Annotated in this window: 18 protein-coding genes; 5 read left to right on the top strand and 13 right to left on the bottom strand. The window is 73.3% G+C overall.

Going from position 1 to position 21,908, the window contains the following annotated elements; all coding sequences use genetic code 11:
* The first annotated feature begins 91 nt into the window (after positions 1 to 91).
* Positions 92 to 1,534 carry a sugar transferase gene (locus ABZX02_RS06505; protein ID WP_355295457.1) on the top strand — a complete coding sequence of 481 codons (1,443 nt, stop codon included), beginning with the start codon at positions 92 to 94 and terminating at the stop codon, positions 1,532 to 1,534.
* The gene (locus ABZX02_RS06500) at positions 1,516 to 2,751 is read left to right on the top strand and encodes a putative glycoside hydrolase family 15 protein (RefSeq protein ID WP_355295455.1); all 1,236 of its coding nucleotides are present in this window, start codon (positions 1,516 to 1,518) and stop codon (positions 2,749 to 2,751) included. Before ABZX02_RS06505 ends, ABZX02_RS06500 begins: the two co-directional genes overlap by 19 nt.
* Here the strand turns inward: ABZX02_RS06500 and ABZX02_RS06495 are convergent.
* From ABZX02_RS06495 to ABZX02_RS06450, 10 genes are read right to left on the bottom strand one after another with little or no spacing between them, the layout of a single operon-like run.
* The gene (locus ABZX02_RS06495) at positions 2,732 to 3,829 is read right to left on the bottom strand and encodes a glycosyltransferase family 4 protein (RefSeq protein ID WP_355295453.1); all 1,098 of its coding nucleotides are present in this window, start codon (positions 3,827 to 3,829) and stop codon (positions 2,732 to 2,734) included. The genes ABZX02_RS06500 and ABZX02_RS06495 overlap by 20 nt on opposite strands.
* A complete protein-coding gene (locus ABZX02_RS06490; protein WP_355295451.1) occupies positions 3,826 to 4,893 on the bottom strand; it encodes a glycosyltransferase in 1,068 nt (355 codons plus the stop codon). The genes ABZX02_RS06495 and ABZX02_RS06490 overlap by 4 nt, the downstream gene beginning before the upstream one ends.
* Positions 4,890 to 6,290 (bottom strand): oligosaccharide flippase family protein, encoded by a 1,401-nt coding sequence (locus tag ABZX02_RS06485; protein WP_355295450.1) that lies wholly within the window; start codon positions 6,288 to 6,290, stop codon positions 4,890 to 4,892. The genes ABZX02_RS06490 and ABZX02_RS06485 overlap by 4 nt, the downstream gene beginning before the upstream one ends.
* Positions 6,287 to 7,537 carry a glycosyltransferase family 87 protein gene (locus ABZX02_RS06480; protein ID WP_355295449.1) on the bottom strand — a complete coding sequence of 417 codons (1,251 nt, stop codon included), beginning with the start codon at positions 7,535 to 7,537 and terminating at the stop codon, positions 6,287 to 6,289. The genes ABZX02_RS06485 and ABZX02_RS06480 overlap by 4 nt, the downstream gene beginning before the upstream one ends.
* On the bottom strand, positions 7,534 to 7,929 hold the full coding sequence (locus ABZX02_RS06475) for a hypothetical protein (RefSeq protein ID WP_355295447.1): 396 nt from the start codon (positions 7,927 to 7,929) through the stop codon (positions 7,534 to 7,536). The genes ABZX02_RS06480 and ABZX02_RS06475 overlap by 4 nt, the downstream gene beginning before the upstream one ends.
* Positions 7,926 to 8,780, bottom strand: a complete 855-nt coding sequence (locus ABZX02_RS06470) for a hypothetical protein (protein WP_355295445.1) — start codon at positions 8,778 to 8,780, stop codon at positions 7,926 to 7,928. Before ABZX02_RS06470 ends, ABZX02_RS06475 begins: the two co-directional genes overlap by 4 nt.
* Positions 8,777 to 9,805, bottom strand: a complete 1,029-nt coding sequence (locus ABZX02_RS06465) for a glycosyltransferase (RefSeq protein ID WP_355295443.1) — start codon at positions 9,803 to 9,805, stop codon at positions 8,777 to 8,779. The genes ABZX02_RS06470 and ABZX02_RS06465 overlap by 4 nt, the downstream gene beginning before the upstream one ends.
* A complete protein-coding gene (locus ABZX02_RS06460; protein ID WP_355295442.1) occupies positions 9,787 to 10,953 on the bottom strand; it encodes an O-antigen ligase family protein in 1,167 nt (388 codons plus the stop codon). Before ABZX02_RS06460 ends, ABZX02_RS06465 begins: the two co-directional genes overlap by 19 nt.
* Entirely contained in the window at positions 10,944 to 11,885 is a 942-nt protein-coding gene (locus ABZX02_RS06455) for a polysaccharide deacetylase family protein (protein ID WP_355295441.1), read from the bottom strand. The genes ABZX02_RS06460 and ABZX02_RS06455 overlap by 10 nt, the downstream gene beginning before the upstream one ends.
* A complete protein-coding gene (locus ABZX02_RS06450) occupies positions 11,882 to 12,712 on the bottom strand; it encodes a hypothetical protein (protein ID WP_355295439.1) in 831 nt (276 codons plus the stop codon). Before ABZX02_RS06450 ends, ABZX02_RS06455 begins: the two co-directional genes overlap by 4 nt.
* A gap of 124 nt (positions 12,713 to 12,836) precedes the next feature.
* On the opposite strand from ABZX02_RS06450, the gene wecB reads away from it, so the two are divergent.
* Positions 12,837 to 13,937 (top strand): UDP-N-acetylglucosamine 2-epimerase (non-hydrolyzing), encoded by a 1,101-nt coding sequence (wecB, locus tag ABZX02_RS06445; protein ID WP_355295437.1) that lies wholly within the window; start codon positions 12,837 to 12,839, stop codon positions 13,935 to 13,937.
* Here wecB and ABZX02_RS06440 read toward each other — a convergent pair.
* From ABZX02_RS06440 to ABZX02_RS06430, 3 genes are read right to left on the bottom strand one after another with little or no spacing between them, the layout of a single operon-like run.
* Entirely contained in the window at positions 13,894 to 14,781 is an 888-nt protein-coding gene (locus ABZX02_RS06440; protein WP_355295435.1) for a sporulation-delaying protein SdpB family protein, read from the bottom strand. The genes wecB and ABZX02_RS06440 overlap by 44 nt on opposite strands.
* Complete coding sequence (locus ABZX02_RS06435) at positions 14,766 to 15,326, bottom strand: hypothetical protein (protein ID WP_355295433.1); 561 nt, start codon at positions 15,324 to 15,326, stop codon at positions 14,766 to 14,768. Before ABZX02_RS06435 ends, ABZX02_RS06440 begins: the two co-directional genes overlap by 16 nt.
* Before the next feature lie 22 nt (positions 15,327 to 15,348).
* On the bottom strand, positions 15,349 to 15,498 hold the full coding sequence (locus ABZX02_RS06430) for a hypothetical protein (protein ID WP_355295432.1): 150 nt from the start codon (positions 15,496 to 15,498) through the stop codon (positions 15,349 to 15,351).
* A 278-nt stretch (positions 15,499 to 15,776) separates the two neighbouring features.
* Here ABZX02_RS06430 and ABZX02_RS06425 point away from each other — a divergent pair, with 278 nt between their 5' ends.
* A complete protein-coding gene (locus ABZX02_RS06425; protein ID WP_355295431.1) occupies positions 15,777 to 18,812 on the top strand; it encodes a BTAD domain-containing putative transcriptional regulator in 3,036 nt (1,011 codons plus the stop codon).
* Positions 18,813 to 18,913: 101 nt separating this feature from the next.
* The gene (locus ABZX02_RS06420; RefSeq protein ID WP_355295429.1) at positions 18,914 to 21,901 is read left to right on the top strand and encodes an AAA family ATPase; all 2,988 of its coding nucleotides are present in this window, start codon (positions 18,914 to 18,916) and stop codon (positions 21,899 to 21,901) included.
* Positions 21,902 to 21,908: the final 7 nt, after the last annotated feature.

The raw sequence follows: 21,908 nt of genomic DNA, 5'->3' as shown, positions 1-21,908 counted from the left end.
AATATTGATACCCGAAGAGATGATTTCTCAGAGTTCATTCACTCTTTCGTGCGCTTCTGCGACTCCAACTCCTTCGATCGGATGATCTTCCATGAGGCGATTCTCGGCGGTTGCCGTTCCAGCAGAACCACCCCTCGCGCGCGAGACTGATCTCCGCCGGCCCTCGCAGCGGCCCCTCAAGCCGTCCTCGGTGGGCCGGGACGTGCTCAGCCGGGTGAACGCGGTCGCGGTCCTGCTCGCCCTCGCGGACCTCGTGACGCTCGTCGTGGTGTGCGTGCGGCACGACGTCGCCTGGGCCTGGGGGGCCTGGGTCGTGGCCGCGGTGCTCACGATCAGGGGGGCGTGGCGGCTCTACCGGCGGCGGCTGTGGCTGTCCTGGCTGCAGGACCTGCCCCGGTCCGCAGCGAGCACGGCGCTGGCGTTCGCCCTGCTCTCCGGGGTGGGCCTGGTCACCGGCACCGAGCAGGCCGAGCTGTCCCCGGTGCAGTGGGCGATGCTCGAGTTCGCGCTGGCCATCGAGCCGGTGCGCTGGTGCGTGTTCGCCTTCGGCCGCTGGTGCCGCCGCCGGTTCGACCGCTGCGACCGCACGATCATCGTCGGCGCGGGCGAGGTCGGCGTGAACCTCGCGCGGACCATGCTGGAGCACCCTCAGTTCGGTCTGCGGCCCGTCGCGTTCGCCGACTCAGGCCCCGACCCCGACCGCGAGCCGCCGCTGCTGGAGGTCGTCGAGGGAGACCTGGCCGACGCGATCGTGCGGCTCAAGGCCGGCACCGTCGTGCTCGCGTTCTCGCACACCCGCGACTCGCCGCTGGTCGACGCGGCCATCACCGCGCACCGCCTCGGCTGCTCCACCCTGGTCGTGCCCCGCATGTACGAGCTGCACCCGGACGGCCCCGGCATCGAACGGCTGCGCAGCTACCCGCTGATGCGCCTCGGCACCGCCCCGACCAGCAGGCCGACCTGGTGGATCAAGCGCGCCGCCGACCTGCTGCTCGCCGCGGTCGCCCTGGTCGTGCTGTCCCCGGTGATCGGCCTGTGCGCCCTCGCCGTGCTGGTCGAAAGCGGCCGGCCGCTGTTCTTCCGGCAGGTCAGGGTGGGGATGGACGACCGCACGTTCACCCTGTTCAAGATCCGCAGCGTCCGGCAGTCCGGCGCGGACGACTCGCAGGTCACGTGGTCCGTCGTCGGCGACTCGCGGGTCGGCCCGGTCGGCCGGTTCCTGCGCCGCACCTCGCTCGACGAGCTGCCCCAGCTGTGGAACGTCCTGCGCGGCGACATGTGCATTGTCGGGCCGCGCCCGGAGCGTCCCGGTTTCGTTCGCGAGTTTTCCGCTATTCACGAGCTATATTGGGCGCGCCATCGCGTTCCGACCGGCTTGACTGGACTAGCCCAGGTGCACGGTCTGCGAGGTGACACTTCAATCGCCGACAGGTCTCGATACGACAACTACTACATCGCGAATTGGTCGTTGTGGCTTGACCTGAGGATTCTACTGATGACAGCGGGTGAGTTGTGTTGTCGGAGAAATCGCTGATACGTCGATTCGCAGCTGTCGCTCTCGTACTTCTTTCGAGTGCATGTGCGGTCAGCGCCGCGGAGACGGACCCGGTCACCACCGGGCCGCTGCCGAAGGCGCTCGCGCCGTGCGCGTGGTGGTACGGCATCGGCGACTCGCCCACGTCCTGGGAGATCAGGTCCGCCGCGAAGCACTACGACGTCGTGGTGCTCAACGCGTGGGAGACGGCCGCCATGCGCAAGCTCCACGAGCTGAACCCCAAGGTCAAGGTGCTGGTGTACAAGGACTTCTCCAGCACGCGCAACTACAACGGCGCCGTCGAGGGCGACCGCGACGCCCGGTACCTGCCCACCGGCATCGGGTACAACGCCGCGCAGCAGCGGCAGCCGGCGTGGTTCGCGATCGACACGCTCGGCAAGCGCATCGAGTGGGACGGCTACCCGCAACACTGGCAGATGGCGGTCTGGGACCCGGCCTACCAGAAGGCGTGGTCGGACGCGGTCGTCGCCGAGGTGCTCCGCGAGGGCTGGGACGGCGTGCTGGCGGACAACGACTTCAGCTCGCTCAAGTACTACTCGTCCGGCGTGATCGCGGGGACCGCCGACCCCGCGGGCACGGACCGGCTGCTGCGCGACGGCCTCGACGGCATGCTCCAGCTGACCGGGGACCTCCTCGAGAAGTCCGGGAAGATGCTGATCCCCAACGTCTCCGAGTCCCAGCTGACGCCCGGCCGCTGGTCGGCGCACTCCCGGTACGCGGGCGCGATGGAGGAGAACTTCGGGCTGCAGGGCGACGACGGCACCGGCGAGCTCATCACGTTCCAGGGCAACCAGTTCAAGGAGCAGCGCGCCCAGGCCGCGCTCGGCGAGTCCTGGTTGCTGCTGATCACGCACACGAAGACGGACAAGGAGGAACGCGTCGGGTACGCCTCGGCCGCGCTCCTCGCGAGCCCGCACACGTGCTGGACCAGGGCCCAGCCCGACTACAAGAACCCGTACTGGTCGCTCTACCAGGACGCGCGGCTCGGCGAGGCGGTCGAGACGGCCAACCGCCTGCCGAACGGGGTGTGGAACCGCCGGTACTCGAACGGCTGGGTGGCCGTGAACCCGACGAAGACGTCCGCGCTGCTGACGCCTCCGCCGGGCCTCGTGACGCTGCGCGGCGAAGCGGTGCCGGCCCAGCTGGACCTGCCGTCCGCCGACGCGGTGGTGCTGGTCAACGGTCCGAAGCGGTGAGCCGCCGGTAGAGGTCGAGGTGCCTGCGGGCGCACACCTCGGGCGTGAACCGCTCCCGCGCCCTCGTGGCGAGCCGGTCACCCGTGCTCGCGGGGTCGGGGTCGGCGAAGAGCTGCCGCAGCTTCGCGGCCAGCGCGGCCACGTCACCGGGCTTCGGGCACTCCTCGCCCGGCACGCCCAGCATGTCCGCGACGCCACCGGTGTCCGTGGCGACGACGGGTTTGCCCGCGGCCATGGCCTCCGCGACGACGAGCGGCTGCTGCTCCATTGTGGACGGCAGCACGAGAGCGTCGTGCTCCAGCAGCAGTTCGGGGACGTCGCCGCGGAAGCCCAGGAACTCCACCCGGTTCGCGAGACCCCGGCGCGTCACCCTGCCCTCGGCCTGGAGCCGTTGCGGACCGTCGCCCACGACCGTGAGCGTTGCGTCCTCCGGCATCGTGGTCTCCAGCGCGTCGAGCAGGTTCAGCAGGCCTTTGCGCTCCACCAGGAGTCCGACGAAGATCAGCCTGCGCACCGGCCGTGCGGGCGGGCTCACGGCCCCGACCTCGACGCAGTTGTCGATGTGGGTCATCCGGTGCGGGGGCACGTAGAGCCGTTCGCGCAGGAACCGGCCCATCTCCCTGGCGGGCACGACCGTGCGGTGCACGACGCGGGCCACGGCGGCGTCGGCGGCCAGCACCGCCCTGGTGTAGGCCGGGGGAGGGGTGGCGCCGCGGACGTTGCGGAACCACGGCTCGGCCACCTCGTCCGGCACGCCGTGGTAGGTGTGCACGATCTTGGTGCCGCTGGTCGCGAGGCCCGCGCTGACGAGTCCGGAGCGGCGGTCCTGGGCGTGCACGACGTCCGGCCGCCACGCCTTGATCGCGGCGCGCGCCTGCCGTGCGGCGGCCATGTCCCCCTTGCGCAGCACCAGGGTCTCTTCGAAGTACGGGTCGACGAGCTCCGCGCCGCGCCGGGGCCGGGGGCCGAACACGCGCACCTCGGCGTCGCCGGACTTGGCCAGCGCGGCGGCCAGGCGCACCGTCACGTCCACCGGGCCACCGCTGTCCTGGGTGAGCAGGTAGGCGATCCGTGTCATCTGCGTCCTTCCTCGGCGACCAGCGTCGCGGTGAGCGTCACGATCCGGTCGGTCATGCGGTCGCGGTCGAACAGGGTCTCGGCCCTCTGCCGGCCCCGCTTTCCTTCGGTGGCGGCGAGCTCCGGGTCGGACAGCCGCAGCGCAACCGCTTGCGCCAGGGCGTTCACGTCCTCGGCCGGGACGACCTCGCCCGCGTCGCCGATGCTCTGCGCGACGCCCTCGACGTCGAACGCGACCACGGAACGCCCGCAGGCCATGGCCTCCAGCGGCACCAGGGCCATGCCCTCGGCGCGGGAGGGCAGGACCACGACGTCGGCGTCGGCGTAGTGCTCGGCGACCGCGGTGCTGTGGCCGTGCCAGCGGACGTTCGGCGGTGCGGTGGACCTGAGCCGTGCGGCCAGCGGGCCGTCGCCGACGAGCACGAGCTCGGCGTCCGGGACCTTCGCGAGCACGCCGGGCCACGCTGCGAGCAGCAGGTCCTGGCCCTTCTGGTGGGCCAGCCTGCCGACGCACACTGCCGTGGGGGTGTCGTGGGCCTTGGGGCGCGGGGTGAGACCCGCGGTGTCCACGCCGTTGCAGACGACCTCGGCGCGTGCGGTGATCTTGGCGGTACGACCCGCGGCGAGCTCGTCGTCGCTGACGCAGAGCAGCAGGGTGGTCCAGCGGGACGCCCAGGTCTCCCAGCGCCGGCTCGCCCGGCTGAGCAGGCCGGTGGCGACGCGGAACGACCACAGGTGCGGCTGGAAGATCGTCGGGGTGCCGCCCCGCAGCACGAGCCTCGCGAGACCGGCCTTGGAGCTGTGCAGGTGCACGACGTCCGGGCGGTGCGTGCGCAGGATCTTGGCGATGGTGCGCAGTTCTCGTGCGGTGGCCGGGCCTGGGGTGCGCGTGGCGGGCCAGGGGTGCAGCGGGATGCCCACCCGGCGCGCCTCGTCCGGCAGCCATCCGGTGGGAGGGCAGGCGATCGCGACGTCCCAGCCCTGTCGTCGCTGTGCGCGGGCCAGGGCGAGGACCACGACGGCGACCCCGGCCTCGACCGGCTGCGTGACGTGGACGATCTTCACGCGCGCTCCTTCAGTCCGATGAGGACGGTTCGGTTCAGGGGGAGGGCGATCGCGCCGTAGGTGACGAGGAGCAGCAGTCCGGTGGTCACGACGCCGGCCGGGGTGGTGCTGTCCGGGAGCACCGCGGCGAGGGCCCAGCAGGCGAGCGCTCCGCCGAGCACGGTCGCGAGCGCGCGGACCGGGACGGGGAACGCGAGGCCGTGGCGGACGAGGACCAGCCAGGTCACCGGTACGAGCAGCCAGACGACGGCCAGCTGCGTGAGCGCGACCGCCGCCGGGCCGCGTTCGGTGGTGAACACGAGCGCGGTCAGCAGGGCGACGAGGTGGGTGGCTTCGAGGGCGAGGTACTGGCGGGCGTGCCCGGCGGCGCGGATCACCTGGTAACAGACGTGCAGCAGGCCCAGGCCGAGACCGTAGCCGCACAGCAGCACGAGCAGGCCGGCCGCGTCCGCCCACTGCTCTCCGAGGACGACGATGCCGTGCGCCGAGAGCGCGACCGTGGTGTACAGGCCACCGGTGATCACCAGTGTCGCGACGGTGAACCGGTGCAGGGTCGCGGGGAGCTCGTCGCTCCGTCCACTTCGGACCAGCCCGGCGCAGATCGGGAACAGCACACCGCCGAGCACGACCGCGATCATGATGTACGGCACCCAGGCGATGCGGAACGCGAGCGAGTACCCGCCCACCGCCTCCGGGCCGAGGACGTGTCCGATCGCGAGGTAGTCGACGTTGATCAGCAGCACCGCGATCAGCGCGCCGGGGCCGACGACCACCAGCCACCCCGCCGCCTCGGCCGCGGCGTCGCGGTCCCAGGTGGGCCGGATCCGCGCTCCGGCCACCGCGGCGAGCACGGGTTGGGCGACGGCGGTGCAGAGCAGGCCCATCACCAGCGCCGTCGGGCCGGTCCCGGTCGCCGCCAGCGTGACGGTGACCGCCGCGCCGACCAGCATTCCGCCCGCGTCGGGGAGCATGCGGCGGCGGAAGTCGAGCTCGCGGTGCATCAACGCCATCTGCACGCCGCCCGCCGCCGTGAACGGCAGGGTGAGCGCCGCGAGCCGCAGCATCCCGGCGGCCTCCGGAGCCCCCAGCGCCGTGGCGATCGGGTGCGCGGCGACGACGATGACCGCCGCGAGCGCCACGCCGGCCGCGACGCTCATCGTGAGCACGGTGCCCGCGGTCCGGAGCGGCTCGCGGGCGGTGCGGCTGACGATGTCGTACACGCCCATCGCCTGGACGACCTGACCGATGTTGACGATCGACACGACCAGCGCCACGGCACCGAGGTCGGCCTCGGTCAGGAACAGGGCGAGCGCGAGGGTCACCACGATCTGGCTGCTCTTGCTCACCAGGTTGACCGCGAAGAGCCACAGCGACCCCCGCACCGCCACGTCCGTCATGCGGTGCGCCGCACGTGCCTGAACGCGAACACCGCGAGCACCAGCCACGCCGCCACCACCGCGACGCCGTCGAGCGTGACGGCGGCCCGCGCCCCGAGCACGCTCTTGACCGCCACGTCGACGAAGTGGAGGTGCGCGAACGGCACCGCGAGCAGCAGGGTGGCGACGCCGGCCCACCGCCAGTGGCCGTCCTTGCGCCTCCGCCAGCAGAGGACGGCCAACACCGTCATCGCCGGCACCGCGATCAGCACGTCACCGGGCTGGTGCACCAGTGCCACGACGATGCCCAGGCACGTCAGCAGATCCGCGACCGCGGAACCGTCCCGCGTGCGGTCGAGCTTGCGCGCCAGCAGCGCCGTGACGGCGAGGACCCCGCACAGCGCCACGAGTTCCGCGGCGGGCGGCAACCACCCGGTCGTCCGGAAGAACACGGCGGGCAGGTCGACCCGTTGCGCCGTCATCGAGTCCACCGCGCCGTACCCGGTGGCGCTCGCCCACTCGAGGTTGCGCGAGATGACGTCGAGGAACGCCCCGACCCCGCCACCCCGCAGCACGAGGATCGCCGCCACCGGCAGACTCGCCACCGCCGCGATGCCCGTGCCCAGCAAGGCGACCCTGCGGTCCCCGCGCACGAACAGCAGCAGCGCCAGCGGAAGCCCGAACTGCGGCTTCAACCACGCGAGCGCGAGCGCGGCCGACGCCCACCCGGGGCTCTTGGCGCGCAACGACAACGCCCCGGCCGCGCCGACGGCGATCAGCGGGTTGACCTGCCCCACGTACATCTGGGCCTTGCCGACCTGGCTCGTCACCAGCAGCGTCGCGATGACGACGGTGCCGGCCACGAGCGGCAGCCGCGCCCGCCCCGCCGCCATGACGGCCAGCCCGATCAGCAGCGTGAGGCACGCCAGCGCGAACGCCACCGCGCCCACCCGGTACTCGGGCAGCGCGAACGGCAGGTGCAGCACGAGGTGGTAGGGCTGGTAGAGGTTGAAGTTCTGCCGCACCGGCCAGTGCTCGAACATCACCGCCGGGTCGTACGGGTTGCCGCCGGCGAGGAACTCGCGGATCGGGAAGTAGAGCGCGTCCCGGAAGTCCTGCATCCGTTCTTCGGGCAGGTTCGCCTCGGTGGGCAGCGGCACCTGCCACGAGGGCTGCAGCGCGCGCAGGGCGCTGAGGGTGCCGGCCAGTGCGACGAGGGCGACGCCGATGGTCTTGGCGAGGCCTGCCCGGTTGGTCGTGGTGATCACTCGGGCACCACCGCGAGGACGATGGCCGTCGAGGCCGCTGCGGCCACCGCGGCCAGGGCGGCGAGGGCCGTGAGGCTCAGGGCCGTGAGGACGACCGGGAGGTCCACGCGGTGCACGAGGGCGGCCCAGTGAGAGGCCAGTGAGAAGCCGCTGGTTCGGGACGGGGTGTCGTCGATGTTGCCGCTGAGGGAGCCGCTGTCGATGCCGTCGCCGTCCGCGCCGCCGTGGGAGCGGCCGGCGCTCGAGGTGGCGCCGCCGCTGGTGCTGACGGGGCCTTCCCCGCCGCGGCTACTGCCGGTCCTGCCGCTGCTGGGGCTGACGCCGTCTTCCCCGCCGCCGCCACCACCGGCGCGGCTCTCGTCCGCAGGAGGCCCGTACTTCGTCTCGGTCACGCCAGCACCACCGCCACCAGCACCGAGGTGGGCGGCAGGACCGCGAGCGCCGTCGCCAGGTCGTGGCGCCGCGCCCGGTCCCGCGACGCCACCGCGATCACCGCGGTCCCGTCCGCCGGCTCGGAAGCCTTGTCCGGCAACGCCCTCGCCAGCTCCTCCGCCCGCTCCCCGAGCGACGGGCTCACCGGCAGCACCCGCACGGGCCGTGCCGCCGCCACGCACAGCGCGGTCAGCCGCTCCGTCAGGTCGGGATCGCCGTCGTCGGCGACCACCACGGGGTGGCCGACCCGGGCGGACGCCAGCGCGCCGCCCACCACGTCGCGGCGCAGGCGGCGCACCGCCACCACGGCCACCCCGGCGATCACCGCGGCTGCCAGGGCGAGGCCGGTGGCGAGGCGCCAGTCCGGGGACACGACGGACGTCTCGGGGCGTGGGTCGACCAGGCGGAACCGGGCCGCCGGGGCCAGCAGGTCCGCGGCGATCACGGCCTCGGCCACCGCCGTCACCGCGGCGGAGGCGTGCTCGGCCGAGTCCGCGCGGACCGCGATGCGGGCGACGCCCGAGGCCGGGACCAGTTCCACGGAGATGGCGGCGGCCAGGCGGTCCGGGGTCGTGCCCGCCGCGCGCGCCGCCGGGTCCAGCACGGACGGGCTGCGCACGAGCTGCACGACCGCCGGCGCGGCGAGGGAGGTGACCTCGCCGAACTGCGCGCTGTCCGGGGCGGACGGGGTGGCGAGCAGGGTCAGCCTGCCCTCGGTGACGCCGTCGCGCAGTGCGACGGCCAGCAGCACGGCCGCGCCCACCAGCACGGCGGCCACCAGGCCTTCCAGCACAGCTCTGCGAGCTTTCATCGTCCCTCCAGGACGGTACGGAGCAGTTCGTCGTAGGACTTCATCAACGCGTGCGCGTCGGCCGTGCCGTCGTGGGACGCGGCCACCGAACGCGCGGCGGGGGAGAAGAGCAGGCCGCGCAACGCCCGCGCGGTCTGGCCCGGGTTGCGGCGCGGGACCAGGACGCCACCGCCGCCGGACAGGACCTCGCGCACACCGTCCACGTCGGACGCGACGATCGGGCGGCCCGCCGCCAGCGACTCGAGCAGCGCGATCGGCATGCCCTCCCAGTCGCTGGTGAGCACGGTGACGTCCGCGGCCTCGAACAGATCGCGCACGTCGGTGCGGGTGCCGAGGAACCGGACCCGGCCGTCGGCGCGCGCCTCGAGGTCCGCGCGCAGGCTGCCGTCGCCCGCGAGCCACAGCTCGCAGTCGCCGGGGATCTGCGCCCACGCGTCGAGCAGCACGTCGTGCCGCTTCTGCGGTTCCAGCCGGGCGGGGCACAGCGCGACGGGGACGTCGAGCGGTGTGCCGAGCCGGGCGCGCACGGTCGCCCGGTCGACGGCCGGTGTGGAGGGGAAGGCGGCGTTGGGGATCACGACCGAGTCGAGGCCCGCGTCGCGCAGGCGGTCCCGCGCGGCCGACGCCACGGACACCACGACGGACGACACCCGGCGCAACACCCGCACCGCACCGGGCACGTCGGCCTCGGCCACGCCGTGGAACACCGTCACCACGGGCCGCCGGGCCGCCAGCCGCGCCACCAGCGACGCGGACACGTTGTGCGCCACCACGACGTCCGGCCGGAAGCGGCGCACCGCCACCCGCGCCGCCCGGACGGCGCGCAGCACGCCCAGCGGCGAGCGACGGGCGAGCGGCACCGCGAAGACCGGGATCTCGGCGGCGCGCAACGACTCCAGGCGGAACCCGGGACCGGACGCCACCGCGGACTCCCAGCCGACGTCACCGCCCGCCAGGGCCATCCCGGCCACGAGCGCCTCGGCACCGCCCGCGCCCATCTCGCTGATCACGTGGAGAACGCGCATCGGGACTCCTCGGTGGAACGCCGGTCGATCGCGGCCGCGAAGGCGACCAGCGACCACAGGGGCAGGTAGTACTGCTCGGACAGGAAGATCGAGGCGACCAGCACGGCGATCAGCGCCGCCTGCACGGCCACGGCCTCACGCCGGTCGTGCCCGCGCCGCAACGCCCGTTCGCTCGCCACGAACCCGACGGCCACGAACGCGATCAGCAGCGCGAAACCCGGCACCCCGAGCTCGGCCGCCACCTCGAGGAACAGGTTGTGCGCCACCGGGGTCTGCTCGTCGATCTCCGCGTTGCGCCCGGCCGCCGCGTACTCCTGGCGGAACCCGCCGGGCCCGACGCCGAGCACCGGGTCGTCCGCGAGCATCCGCGACGCCGCCTGCCAGCGCAGCATCCGGGTGTCGGCGTTGGTACCCGCGATGTGGCTCTTCTCCTGGAACGCCCGGGACAGCTCGGCCTGCGCCGCCGAGGCGAACACCAGGGCCGCGAGGCCCGCGACCGCCGCCGTCACGACCACCGCGCGGACCGGCAGGGCGCGGCGCGCGATGAGCCACGTCAGCGCGCAGGCCAGCGCGATCCCGCCGCCGCGCGAGAACGTCGCCGCGGCACCGGCCACCAGCACCACGCCGAGCATCAGCGGCAGGGCCCGCGACCGCACCGGCAGCGCGACCAGCAGGGGCAGCGCCGCCACGAGGAAGAACGCGAGGTCGTTGGGGTCCTCCAGCGGACCGGTGGCGCGCAACGAGCCGCCCGCCACGCTGAGCAGGCCCCCGCCCGCCGCCACGACCGCGCCCGCGACCGCCGCCGCGAGCAGCCAGCTCACCGGCACGTCCCGCGCCGCCACGTCGGCCAGCACCACCGCGATCACCAGGAACGGCACCCACCGCACCAGGTACTCGAGCGTGAACGGCTCGGCCACGTGCACCGCGGACGTCGCGAGCAGCACCACCGCGAGCAGCGCGACGACGAGCTGCACCGGGTGTGCCGAAGGCAGCCTTCGTCGCCGCAGCAGGGAGAACAGCCACACGCCGATCAGCAGGGCGGGCACGACCTTGGCCGACTGCGCGTGCGCCTGCAGCAGGTACCCCTCCAGCGGCGCCAGTGCCACCGTCCCGCAGGCGAGGACGCGCAGCAGGACGGTCAGCCACATGCGACCGGATCCCGTTCGCGCAGCGCGGAATTCGCGATCCGCTCGACGTGCGCGCCCGTGCCGACCACGTCGAAGTGGCGGCGCAGCGACGACAGCACCCAGCCCAGCAGCGCGACCTTCTCGGCGCCGGGCACGGCCATGCCGGGGAAGAACTCCATCCCGGGCGCCTCGGCACCGGAGAGCACGTCCGTCGGGTGCAGCAGCAACGACGGGGAGACCTTGCGCAGCAGGCACAACCGCAACGCCGTGCGGAAGTACCCGCGCGCCAGCCGGGGCGAGACCTGGTGCAGCTGCAACAGGTACGCGCCGTGGATCGGCACGCGCAGCAACGGCATCGTCGTCACCGGCAGCTCGACCAGTCCGTCGCGCCAGCGGTACGCGGTGTTGGGCGCGCGCACCTTGCCGAACCCGCCGAACAGGTCCTCGCCGCCGTCCGTCGACCCGGCCGAGCGGTTGTGGTACGCCCGCGCCAGCGGCCCGATCCAGGTCGGCAGCACGCTCGCGTCGTAGCTGTAACCCCTGCGCCGCAACACGTCCAGCAACGCGGGCGTCACGCTGTAGCCCGGCCCGCGGAACCCGACCGGCTTCGGAGCTCCGGCGGCCATGATCGCTTCCTCGGCGCGCAGGACCTCCTTCTCCACGTCCTCGTCGGAGAAGCGGTGCAGCCACGGCTGGTGCCAGAACGAGTGGTTCGCGATCTCGTGCCCCGCCGCGGTCATCGACGCGACCGCCTCGGCGCCGTCATCCCGTTCCGCGTCCGCGCCCACGACGAACACGGTCGTGGTCAGGCGGTGCTCACCGAAGACGTCGAGCAGGCGCGGCACCGCGGACGGCAGGAAGCTCGGCCTGCTCTCCCACCGGGGATCGCCGTGCGTGCGCAGGTACGCCCACAGGTTGTCGAGGTCCAGCGACACACTGGCGACGGGCTTCACCGCTCGTCCCGGGCGCCGACCAGGTCCGCGGCGGGCCTGCGCGCGACCGACCCGAGCACCAGCACGCCCGACACCACGAGCAGCACACCGAGCCCGACCCACCACTCCCGCCCGGCCGCGATCTGGTCGCCCATCACCGCGAGCCCGGCCGCCGAGCCGATCACCACGGTGGTCGCGTCCATCGACGCCACGGCGGAGGTGGCGGAGACCCGTTGCAGCGAGGAGGCGAGGCAGGCCTGCCCGACGAACGCGGCGAGCACCATCACCCACGTGAGCGGGTGCAGCACCAGGTCCAGCACCGGCTTGCCGGCGACGTTGCGGGCGGCCACCGCGACCACCGCGAACGCGACGCCGGCGAGCACCGGCGTCAGGGCAGGGAGGACGCGGGCCAGCGGCAGCACCGCGAGCGTCAGCACCCCGAGCACGACCAGCGCGGGCACCAGCGGGAGTTCACGCGCGGTGGACGGCGCGGCCGCGCCGGTGAGCAGCAGCAGGCCGCACGCCATCACCACCAGCACGCCGATCTCGACGCGCCGGATGCGCCAGCCCAGCGCCACGACGCCGATCACGGTGGCGAGGCCGACCGCGCACGACGAACCGGCCTGCACCAGGTAGAGGGGCAGGCTCTCGCGGGCGAGGAACGCGAACAGGAACCCGCCGACCTGGCCGGTGAACCCCAGCAGGTACAGGCGGTCCGAGGCGAGGCGGGCGAGCAGCCCCAGCCCGGCGCCGGGTCGTTCGTCGGCCCTCCGCGCGGCGACGGTCTGCGCGACTATCCCCAGGCCGTAGAGCACAGTGGACACCGCAAGTGCCAGATGACCGGACATGAGCGCGGACACTACGACACGCTTGTGCCGCAACACTTTCGAGCGATATCCCAGGCAACTCTTTCGAGTGAACGTGGGCGGGATTCGCCCGATTTCGACAAGATCGATGAAGTACCTTGCCGCGGTGCGGGAAACGAACACCGTGACGATCGTCTGCGGCACGAGACCGGAGCTGATCAAACTCGCGCCGCTCGTCGAGATCTTCGGCAGCGCGTGCACCATGATCTACACCGGTCAGCACTACGACCGCTCGATGTACTCGCTCATCCGCCGCGATGTGCCGGAACCGGGCGGCTTCCACGAACTGCGGCTCGGCGGGCTGCGCCGCGGCGACCAGCTCGGCCGCGCCGTCTCGGCGGTCGACGAGGTGCTCGCGGCGGAACGCCCGGCGGCCGTCATCGTGCAGGGCGACACGACGTCCGCGCTCGCGGGAGCGTTGGCCGCCAACGCCTGCGACGTGCCGCTGGTGCACGTGGAGGCGGGGCTGCGCAGCTACGACCGCGCGATGCCCGAGGAGCACAACCGCGTGCTCATCGACCACCTCTCCGACCTGTGCTGCGCGCCGACGGAGTTGAACCGCCGCAACCTCCTCGGCGAGGGCGTCGCGGAGAGCCGCATCGCCGTCACCGGCAACACCGTCGTCGAGGCGCTGGCGCACGCGCTGCCCTCCGCGGACGAGGAGGAGGTGGTGCTGGGCGAGCTGGGCCTCAAGCCCGACGGCTACGTGCTCGCCACGATCCACCGGCCGGAGAACGTCGACGACGCGGCCAACCTGGAGACGATCCTGCGCGAGCTCGGCCGGCTGCCGCTGCCGGTCGTGCTGCCGCTGCACCCGCGCACCGCGCAGCGCGTCACCGCGTTCGGCCTGGACCCGCTGCTGCACGGCCTGCAGGTGGTCGAGCCGCAGCCGTACCGGTCCTTCCTCGCGCTGGCGCACTCCTCCGCCGTGGTCGTGTCGGACTCCGGCGGCATCCAGGAGGAGGTGAGCGTGCTCAAGCGGCCCGTCGTGGTGGTGCGGCGCAGCACCGAACGGCCGGAGATCGAGGGCACGTTCGGCACGCTCGTCCCGCCCGGTCCGCTGGTCGGCGCCGCGGTGCTGCGGTGGCTGGACGACGTCGAGGGGCACCGCGCGGCGCTGGCGGAGATCCCGTCGCCGTACGGCACCGGGTCCCCGTCCGAGCTCATCGCGGCGGCGGTCCGGCGGATGCCGGCGTCGGCTCGCTGACCCGTTGCTCCGTCCGGCCGCTGCTCGCGGCGGACACGAAGCCGATCATCACGAGTCCGAAGCTCACCAGGCCGAGCGCCAGGACGATTCCGCCGTGCAGCACCACCGCGAGTGCGAGAGCGGTGCGGCGCAACCGGGAATTCCCGAGCACGCAGATCACGATCGCCGATTCGAGCAGGATCGTCCCCCACGTGATCGCGGGGGACAGAAGTGGTGAATCCGCGAACGGCACGAGTAGCGAACCGGTTCCGAAATACGCGTCCTGCATCACATGGTGCATCGCGCTGCCGTCACGCCATTCCGGTTCCCGGAGTTTGATCCAGACCGCCTGGCCGTAGACGACCACGACCTGCACTCGAATGGCCCAGTGCGTGATCCAGGACGCGCCGCTCCACCACGGCGTCAATGGCGTGTCCGGTCGTCTCCAGTGCCAGACGCGATCGTCGGCGAGGCACAACGGGATCAGCAAAAGGGTGACGATTCGCGCCACGTTCTCGCCACCGTTGGGCACGTGCATCGCGGCGGCGAGGCTGAACGTCGCGTACCAGTGCGGAATGCACGTCCAGCGCGGACGGTAACCCGAGGCCGCGAGCACGAGTGCGGCGATCGTGACCAGTCGGGCAACTGTCTGCGCGCCTGGAGAACTGTCCAGGCACCAGAGTGAAAGAGTGCGCAATCCGTCACATCGGGGACCGATTGGTCCATTCGGCACAACGGGGAAAAGGTCGGTGTCCGAGGTGAACACGAGTGCGGACAGTTCCGCGATCGCGACCAGTGACCGAGCGGCGCCGAGAGCCCGCGTGCGGGGGTCGAACGCGAGCGCGCGGGCTACCGGGGTGCGCACGTGAGCTCCACGGGGACGACCCGGACGACGTGCCGGACCGTGCCGTCCCGGCTGGGCCTCTCGGCGGCGAACACGGTGGGTCCGCACGCGGCCGGGTTGGTGAAATAGCTGGTCAAGGTCACCGCAGGGGTGGTGGAGACGACGGTGGCGCAGTCGGCCACCGTCGCTGCCGCGCAGTCCCGCCAGCGGTCGTCCGGCAGTTCCCGGGCTAGGGCCAGCAGCCGGACCAGGTCCGCGTAGGCCCCGCGGTCGAGGCCGCCCAGGTAGTCCCGGTCACCCGCGGTCCGGGTGATCGGGACGAACGTGCCGGCGGCTTCGTCGTGGCGGTACACGACGGTGAACTCGCGCCCCGCCGCATTCGTGAAGAGCTGCATTCCGACGGGCCAGAACAACCGGAAAGCGTCGCGCTGGGCGCTGATTCCCGGCCCGACGACATCGGCGGGCAACTGGGCGGCGGTGGTCGCGAGCAGAATCACGCCGAGTGCGGCGCCGGTGAAGGCCATGCCTTTCGCGGCACGGGCCTGGGAGTCCATTTCGGTGGACATCGGACCGGGATTCCCGGTCGGTTCAGCACTCGCCCGTCGTGCACGGCCCGATGATGAGCGCGGTCTGGTTACCCGATTCCACCGGTGCCGTGTCCGCTGCGGAACTGGCAATGGTGATCGCGGCCAGTGCCGCAGCCGCCAATAGCGCGCCGAAGAAACCCGCGGTTCTCATTTCTTGATCCCCTCCTGGATGCGATGAGGAACCTCCCTTCCTCATCACTGCGGAGGGGAATATGACAGCGTTTGTCCACTTCGTCAACTGGTAACGGGGTGTGCGCGACCGGCTCCGCAGCGTGATTCCACCCGAGGCTGAATCGGTACAGAAATCCCGGCGTATCTTTCCGCCTCTTGTCCACTCTTAAAGGTGATATCTCCTGTCTTCGCCGCGGTGCCACCGATGTCCGCCGACGGCCACACTGGCGTACTCCGAGACGGAAAGCGTGCGGCTGAATGGATTATCGGATTCTGGGCCCGCTCGAACTGCGGTCCGCCGGGCACCCCGTCGCGCTCGGCGGGGAGCGGCAGCGCAAGCTGCTCGCGCTCCTGCTGCTCGGCACCGGCACCGTCGTGTCCTTCGACCGGCTGATCGACGAGCTGTGGGAGGACCCGCCCCAGACCGCGCGCCGCCAGGTCTGCAACGCGGCGGCCGCGGTGCGCCGCGTGGTCACGCGCGGCGGTGGCCACCTGACGACCACCACCCACGGCTACCGTCTCGACCTGCCCGACGGCAGCCTCGACGCGGACCTGTTCCGCGCCCGGCTCCGCGAGGCGGACGCCCTCGCCGGGAGGGGGGAGCCGGCGCAGGCCGTGGCGTTCCTGCAGAGCGCGCTCGACCTGTGGCGGGGACCGGTGCTCACCGGGCTCACGTCCCCGTCGATCGACGCGGAGGCCGAGGGCCTGCGCGAGCAACGGCTGCAGGCGGTGGAGCGGCTCGCCGGGCTGCGGCTGGAACTGGGGGAGGTGACCTCGCTGCTGGGAGAGCTGATGGGCCAGGTCGCCGAGCACCCGTTGCGGGAGTCGCTGCGCGCCACGCTCATGCGGGCGCTCGACCGGGCCGGGCGCAGGGGGGACGCGCTGACCGTGTTCGAGCAGGGCCGGCGGGCGCTGGCCGACGAGCTCGGCACCGACCCCGGTCCCGAACTGGCCGGGCTGCACGCCGAGCTCCTGCGCGCGCGACCGGTGCCGGTGGTGGAACCCCGGCGGTCCCCGCTCCCGTTCGACATCCCCGACTTCACCGGCCGTGAGTCCGAAGTGGACGCACTGGTCGAGGCGATCGGGGACCGGGCGCCCGCGATCGTCACGCTCGAGGGCATGGGCGGCATCGGCAAGACCGCGCTGGCCGTGCACGTGGCGAACCGGCTGGAGGACCGCTTCCCCGACGGACGTTGCTACGTCGACCTGCGTGGGTTCACCGCCGACACCGCGCCGCTGGCCGCGGGCGCCGCGCTCGAACTGCTGCTGCGCCAGATCGGCGTGCCACCGGAGCGCATCCCGGTGGACCCTGCCGCGCGCCGCGACCTGTGGCTCGCCGAGGCGTCCGGCCGCCGCCTGCTGGTGGTGCTCGACAACGCCGCCGACGCGGGCCAGGTCCGGCCGTTGCTGCCCGGCGCGTCCGGGTCGGTCGTGCTGGTGGTGAGCCGGTGCCACCTCGTGTCGATCGAGGGCGCCGTGCCGGTGTCGCTGGACGTGCTGCCCGCGGCCGACGCGGTGGCGTTGTTCAGCCGCATCGCGGGCCAGGAGCGAGCGGACGCCGAACCCGAGGCGGTCGCGGACGTGATCTCGTTGTGCGGCGGGCTCCCGCTGGCGATCCGGATCGCGGCCTCGCGCTTCCGGCGGCGGCCGTGGAGCGTCGCCCACCTCGCCGAGCAGCTGCGCGACCGGCAGCGCCGGGCGCGGGCGTTCACCGCGAACGACGTCAGCGTGGCGGGCGTGCTCGCCCTGTCGTACCAGCACCTCCCGGCCGACCGGCAGGAGCTGTTCCGGAAGCTGTCGCTCGTGCCCGGCACCGACTTCGACGCCCACGCCGCCGCCGCGCTCGCCGGGGTGCCGGTCTGGGACGCGCAGGACGTGCTGGAGGAGCTCGTCGAGTGCAACCTCCTGCTGCAGCGCAGGTCGGACCGCTACTGCCTGCACGACCTGGTCCGCGACTGCGCCCTCGACCTCGCCGACCGCGCCGGTCCACCGTCCGAACTGGACACCGCGCGGCACCGGTTGTTCGACTACTACCTGCACCTCGCCGACGTGCGCGGCCGGCGTTCCCTGCCGGGACGGCGCGGCTTCGAGCCCTCCCTGACGTGGCAGCCGGAACTGCCCGCCGCGGAGTCCGAAGAGGACGACGTGCGCCAGCTCCGCGCCGAGTACAAGAACATGGTGGCGGTGGCCGAGTACGCGAGCGCGCACGGCTGGCACGTGCACGCGTGGCAGCTGCCGTGCCTGCTCATGCCGTACCTGACCCGTGTGGGACTGCGGTCCGGGGTGCTGGAGCTGTCCCGCAACGCGTTGAAGGCGGCGCAGGCCCTCGGCGACCGGTGCGGCGAGTCGATGGCGCTGACGAACATGGCGTTCGCGTTGCGCGAGGAAGGACGGCACGGCGAGGTGCTCGACTTCCTCGGCCGGGCCATCGCGATCAGCCGCGAGCTGGGCGATCTTCCCGCGGCCGTGGGAGGTCTGCGCGACCTGGGCGCCGCACAGGTGCAGGCGGGCATGCTGGCCGACGCCGCCGGGAGCTTCGCGGAGGCTGTGGCGCTCGCGCGGTCCATCGGCGACCAGCGGGCCGAGGTCAACTCGACCATCGACCTCGGGTTCGTCGACTGCAACCTCGGCCGCCACGCCGAGGCCGACGCCCGGTTCCGCGCCGCACTGGCGATGCACCAGCGCAGCGGCTACACCGGCGGCGAGGTCGTGGTGCTCATCAACCTCGGCTGGCTCGCCCAGCTGCGCGGCCGTGACGGCGAGGCGGCCACCGCCCTCGAACGCGCCGTGCGGCTCAGCCGGGAGATCGGCATGAGCCGCGGCGAGTGCATCTCGTTGGCCTGGCTCGGGGTGACCTACCGGAGGCAGGGCAGGATCGCGGACGCGTTCACCGCCGGGCGGGAGGCCCTGGACTCGGCGCGGCGGATGGACCTGCGCGAGCCGGAGGGCGACGCGCTGAACGGGCTCGGCGAGACCTGCCTCGCCGCCGACCGGGTGCGCGAGGCCGAGACGATGTTCCGCGACGCCGAGGAACTCGCGATGGCGGGCGCGCTGCCGATGGTGCGGGCACGGGCGCACGAGGGTCTCGCCCACGTCGCGGCCCGGCGCGGCGAGCACGAGTGGGCGCGCACGCACTGGGAACGGGCCGTCGAGCTCTACCCGGACGGCGCGGTGGACGCGGACAACGCCCGCGCGCACCTGTCCGGCACCGGCGCCGGCTGCATGCGGTGTGCCTGCGGGCGGCCCGCACCGCGCGCGCTGACGGTCGTGCGCGAGGTCGCGAAAGTGAGCTGACCAGCGCCGACATCCGTGCATCGGTCGCCGATGCGGCACGGATGCACGGCGTTGGTGCACTGCTTCCGACAGGTCGTACAGGTAGGAAGTGGTGCTCGAAGATGCTGCAGCCCGCGTTACCCGCAAGGCTGGTGGATCGGCCCGCGCTGACCGCGACGCTCGACGCCGCGACCGCCCACGAGGTGGTCGTGGTGACGGCGGGGCCCGGGTGGGGGAAGACGACGTCGGTCGCCGCGTGGGCCGCCACGCGCAGGGCGGCGTGGCTCGACGCGGCCGACGTGTCGCTGGAACGCCTGTCGCGCGGGCTGTTGCGCGCGCTGAGACAGCGATTACCGCGCCTGCCCGCCGAGCTGGTCACGACCACGGCCCAGGGCGCCGAGACGGTCGCCGCGCTGATCTGCGGCCTGCTGGACGTGCACCTCGACGAACCCCTCGTGCTGGTGGTCGACGACGCGGACGCGGTGCGCGGCGAGAGCGCCCGGCTGCTGGAGGCGTTGTGCCGCACCAGCCCCGACCGGTTCGGTCTGGTGCTGCTGACCCGCGGCGCGCTCGCGTTCGACCCCGGACCGGCCGGCGAGATCGGCGCGCGCGAGCTCGCCTTCTCCGAGCAGGAGATCGCCGCGCTCGTCGACGGCGACGCGGCGCAGGTGCTGGCGCGCACCGGCGGCTGGCCCGCGGCGGTGTGCCACGGCGAGCTCACCGAGGAGGTGGCGGCGTCCGCTCTCGCGGCGGAGCCCGCGCGCAACCAGGACCTGGTGCGGGCGATCGCGTTGCTGGGCAAGGTGTCCACGGCGCTCTGCGTGGCGCTCGGGTTCTCCGACGTGCGCGAGACGCTGGCCGGACTGGCCGGGCGCGGACTGGTGACCGGGCCGGACTGGCGCGTCCTCGCACCCGTCGCGGACCTGCTGCGCCAGGAGGGTGTCGAGGACGAGGACATCCGGCTCAAGGCCGCTGTCTTCTGCGAACGCACCGGTGCGCACGCCGACGCGCTCGCGCACCTGGTCGCCGTGCGCCGGTGGGACCTGGTCGCACGGTTGTTGCTGCGCCGCGACGAGCAGATCGTGGCGGGCGGCGACGCGGACGCGGTGCTCGCCGCGCTGGAACAGCTGGAGATCGACGACGCGCGGCTGTACCTGGTGTGGGGGTTCGCCCTGCAGCACAAGGGGGACTGGCTCGGGGCGCTGCACTGCTACGAGCAGTCGGGCGAGCACACCGTGCGGTCGTCGTGGCGTCGCGGGCAGCTGCACGCGCTGGCGGGTCAGACCGGTCAGGCGGTCGAGGTGTTCGAGCGGACGGTGTTCGACGACATCGCGTCCCTGGACGAGGTGCGGCTGCTGTCGCTCGCGGTGCGCTGGTTCCGGGAGACCGGGCGCATCGCACGGGCGGAGGAGCTGGCGGAGCGGTGCGCGGAGTCCGCGAAGAGGTGCGGCGGGCACGGCGCGTTCGCTTGGAGCAGCAGGGCTTTCGGGGTGCTCGCGGGCTTCGGCGGTGACCGGGCGGCGTTCGAGATGCACTACGGCCGGGCGGCGGACCGGGCGCGCCGGGCCGGCTGCCGGATGCTGGAGCTGACGATCCGGTGCGAGCGCGCGCGGTTCCTCGCCGATGAGTTCGGGCCGGAGCAGGCGCTCGCCGAGGTCGACGAGCTGCTCGTCCTCGGCAGGCAGGCCGGGCTCACCGGCCACGAGCAGGACTGCCGCGGCGTCCGGGCGCTCGCGGCCGTCCGGCTCGGCCGCTTCGACGAGGCCCTGCGCGACGCCGGTACGTGCCCGAGGAACCTGGTGATCAGGGCGGAGGCGCACCGCAGGCGCGGGGAACCGGGCCAGGCGCAGGCGTTCCTGGACGAGGCGCTGGCACTGCCCGGCGCCGACCCGCTGGTGCGGGCGACGCTCGCGCGGGTCGTCGCGGGCGAGGACGCGGTGGCCGCGCGGGCGCTCGCCGAGGAAGCCGTTGCCACGAGCCAGGTGCTGCGCGTGCGCGAGGTTCCCGCGCTGCTCGCCCGCGGCTGGGTCGCGGTGCTCGCGGGGGACCGGGAGACGGCGCGGGCGGACGCGGCGACGGCCCGGTCGCTCGCGGGGAGGCGCGGTGACCGGGCGGGGCTCGCGGACGCCCTGCAGCTCGCGGCGGCGACCTCGGCCGACGGTCCGGCGCTCCTGGCCGAGGCCGCGATGGTGTGGCGCGTGGCGGGCGACCCGGTGGGCGCGGCGACTGCCGAACTGGCGCTGGCGCGCTCGACCGGTGCCGAGACGACGTCGTTCGAAAACGAGCTGCGGGCGCACGGTGTGCGCACCGACGTCCTGCTCGCCGACGTGCTGGGAGCGGGGACGCGGCGGCGGGCGCGGATCGCCGTCCGGACGCTGGGCGGGTTCCAGGTGCTGCGCGACGGCGTGCCGGTGCCGGCCGCGTCGTGGCAGTCGAAGAAGGCGCGCGACCTGCTGAAGATCCTGGCGGCGAACCGGGGACGGGCGGTGCCGCGGCCCCAGCTCGTGGAGCTGCTGTGGCCGGACGACCGGTCGGACCGCACGGCGAACCGGTTGTCCGTGCTGCTCTCGACGTTGCGGGCCGTGCTGTCGGTACCGGGCCTGCCGGCCGACGCCGAACCGCTGGTGGCGGACCGCGACACGGTGTCGCTCGACCTGTCCTTCGTGGACCTCGACGTCGCCGGGTTCCTGGACGCCGCGAGCACCGCGCTCGTGGCGGACCGGCGCGGCGACCCGGCCGCAGCGGCGTTGCTGACCGACGCCGACGAGCTGTACCTCGGCGAGTTCCTGGCCGAGGAACCCTACGAGCAGTGGGCGGTCCAGGTGCGCGAGGAGGTCGGCGCGCGCTACACGGCCGTGCTGCGGGCGTTGGTGCGGCTGGTCCGCGACCCGGACCTGCAGGTCGGCTACCTGATCCGGATGCTCGAACTGGACCGCTACGACGAGAGCGCGCACGTGCGGCTGGTGCGGGCGTTGCGGGCGGCCGGGCGGCACGGCGAGGCGCGGCGGCGGTACCAGGTGTACCTGGAGCAGATGCGCGACATCGGGGTCCGGCCCGCCGAGCCGAACCTGTTCGGCGCGCAGGGTTCGGAGGTTCTTCGGGCGGGCTGAGCCTGCT

The sequence above is a fragment of the Lentzea sp. NPDC003310 genome (assembly GCF_040610935.1).
In the GTDB taxonomy this organism is placed as follows: Bacteria; Actinomycetota; Actinomycetes; order Mycobacteriales; family Pseudonocardiaceae; genus Lentzea.
The sequence above is the reverse complement of the archived record's forward strand: the minus strand, read 5'-3'. Positions and strand labels throughout refer to the sequence as shown.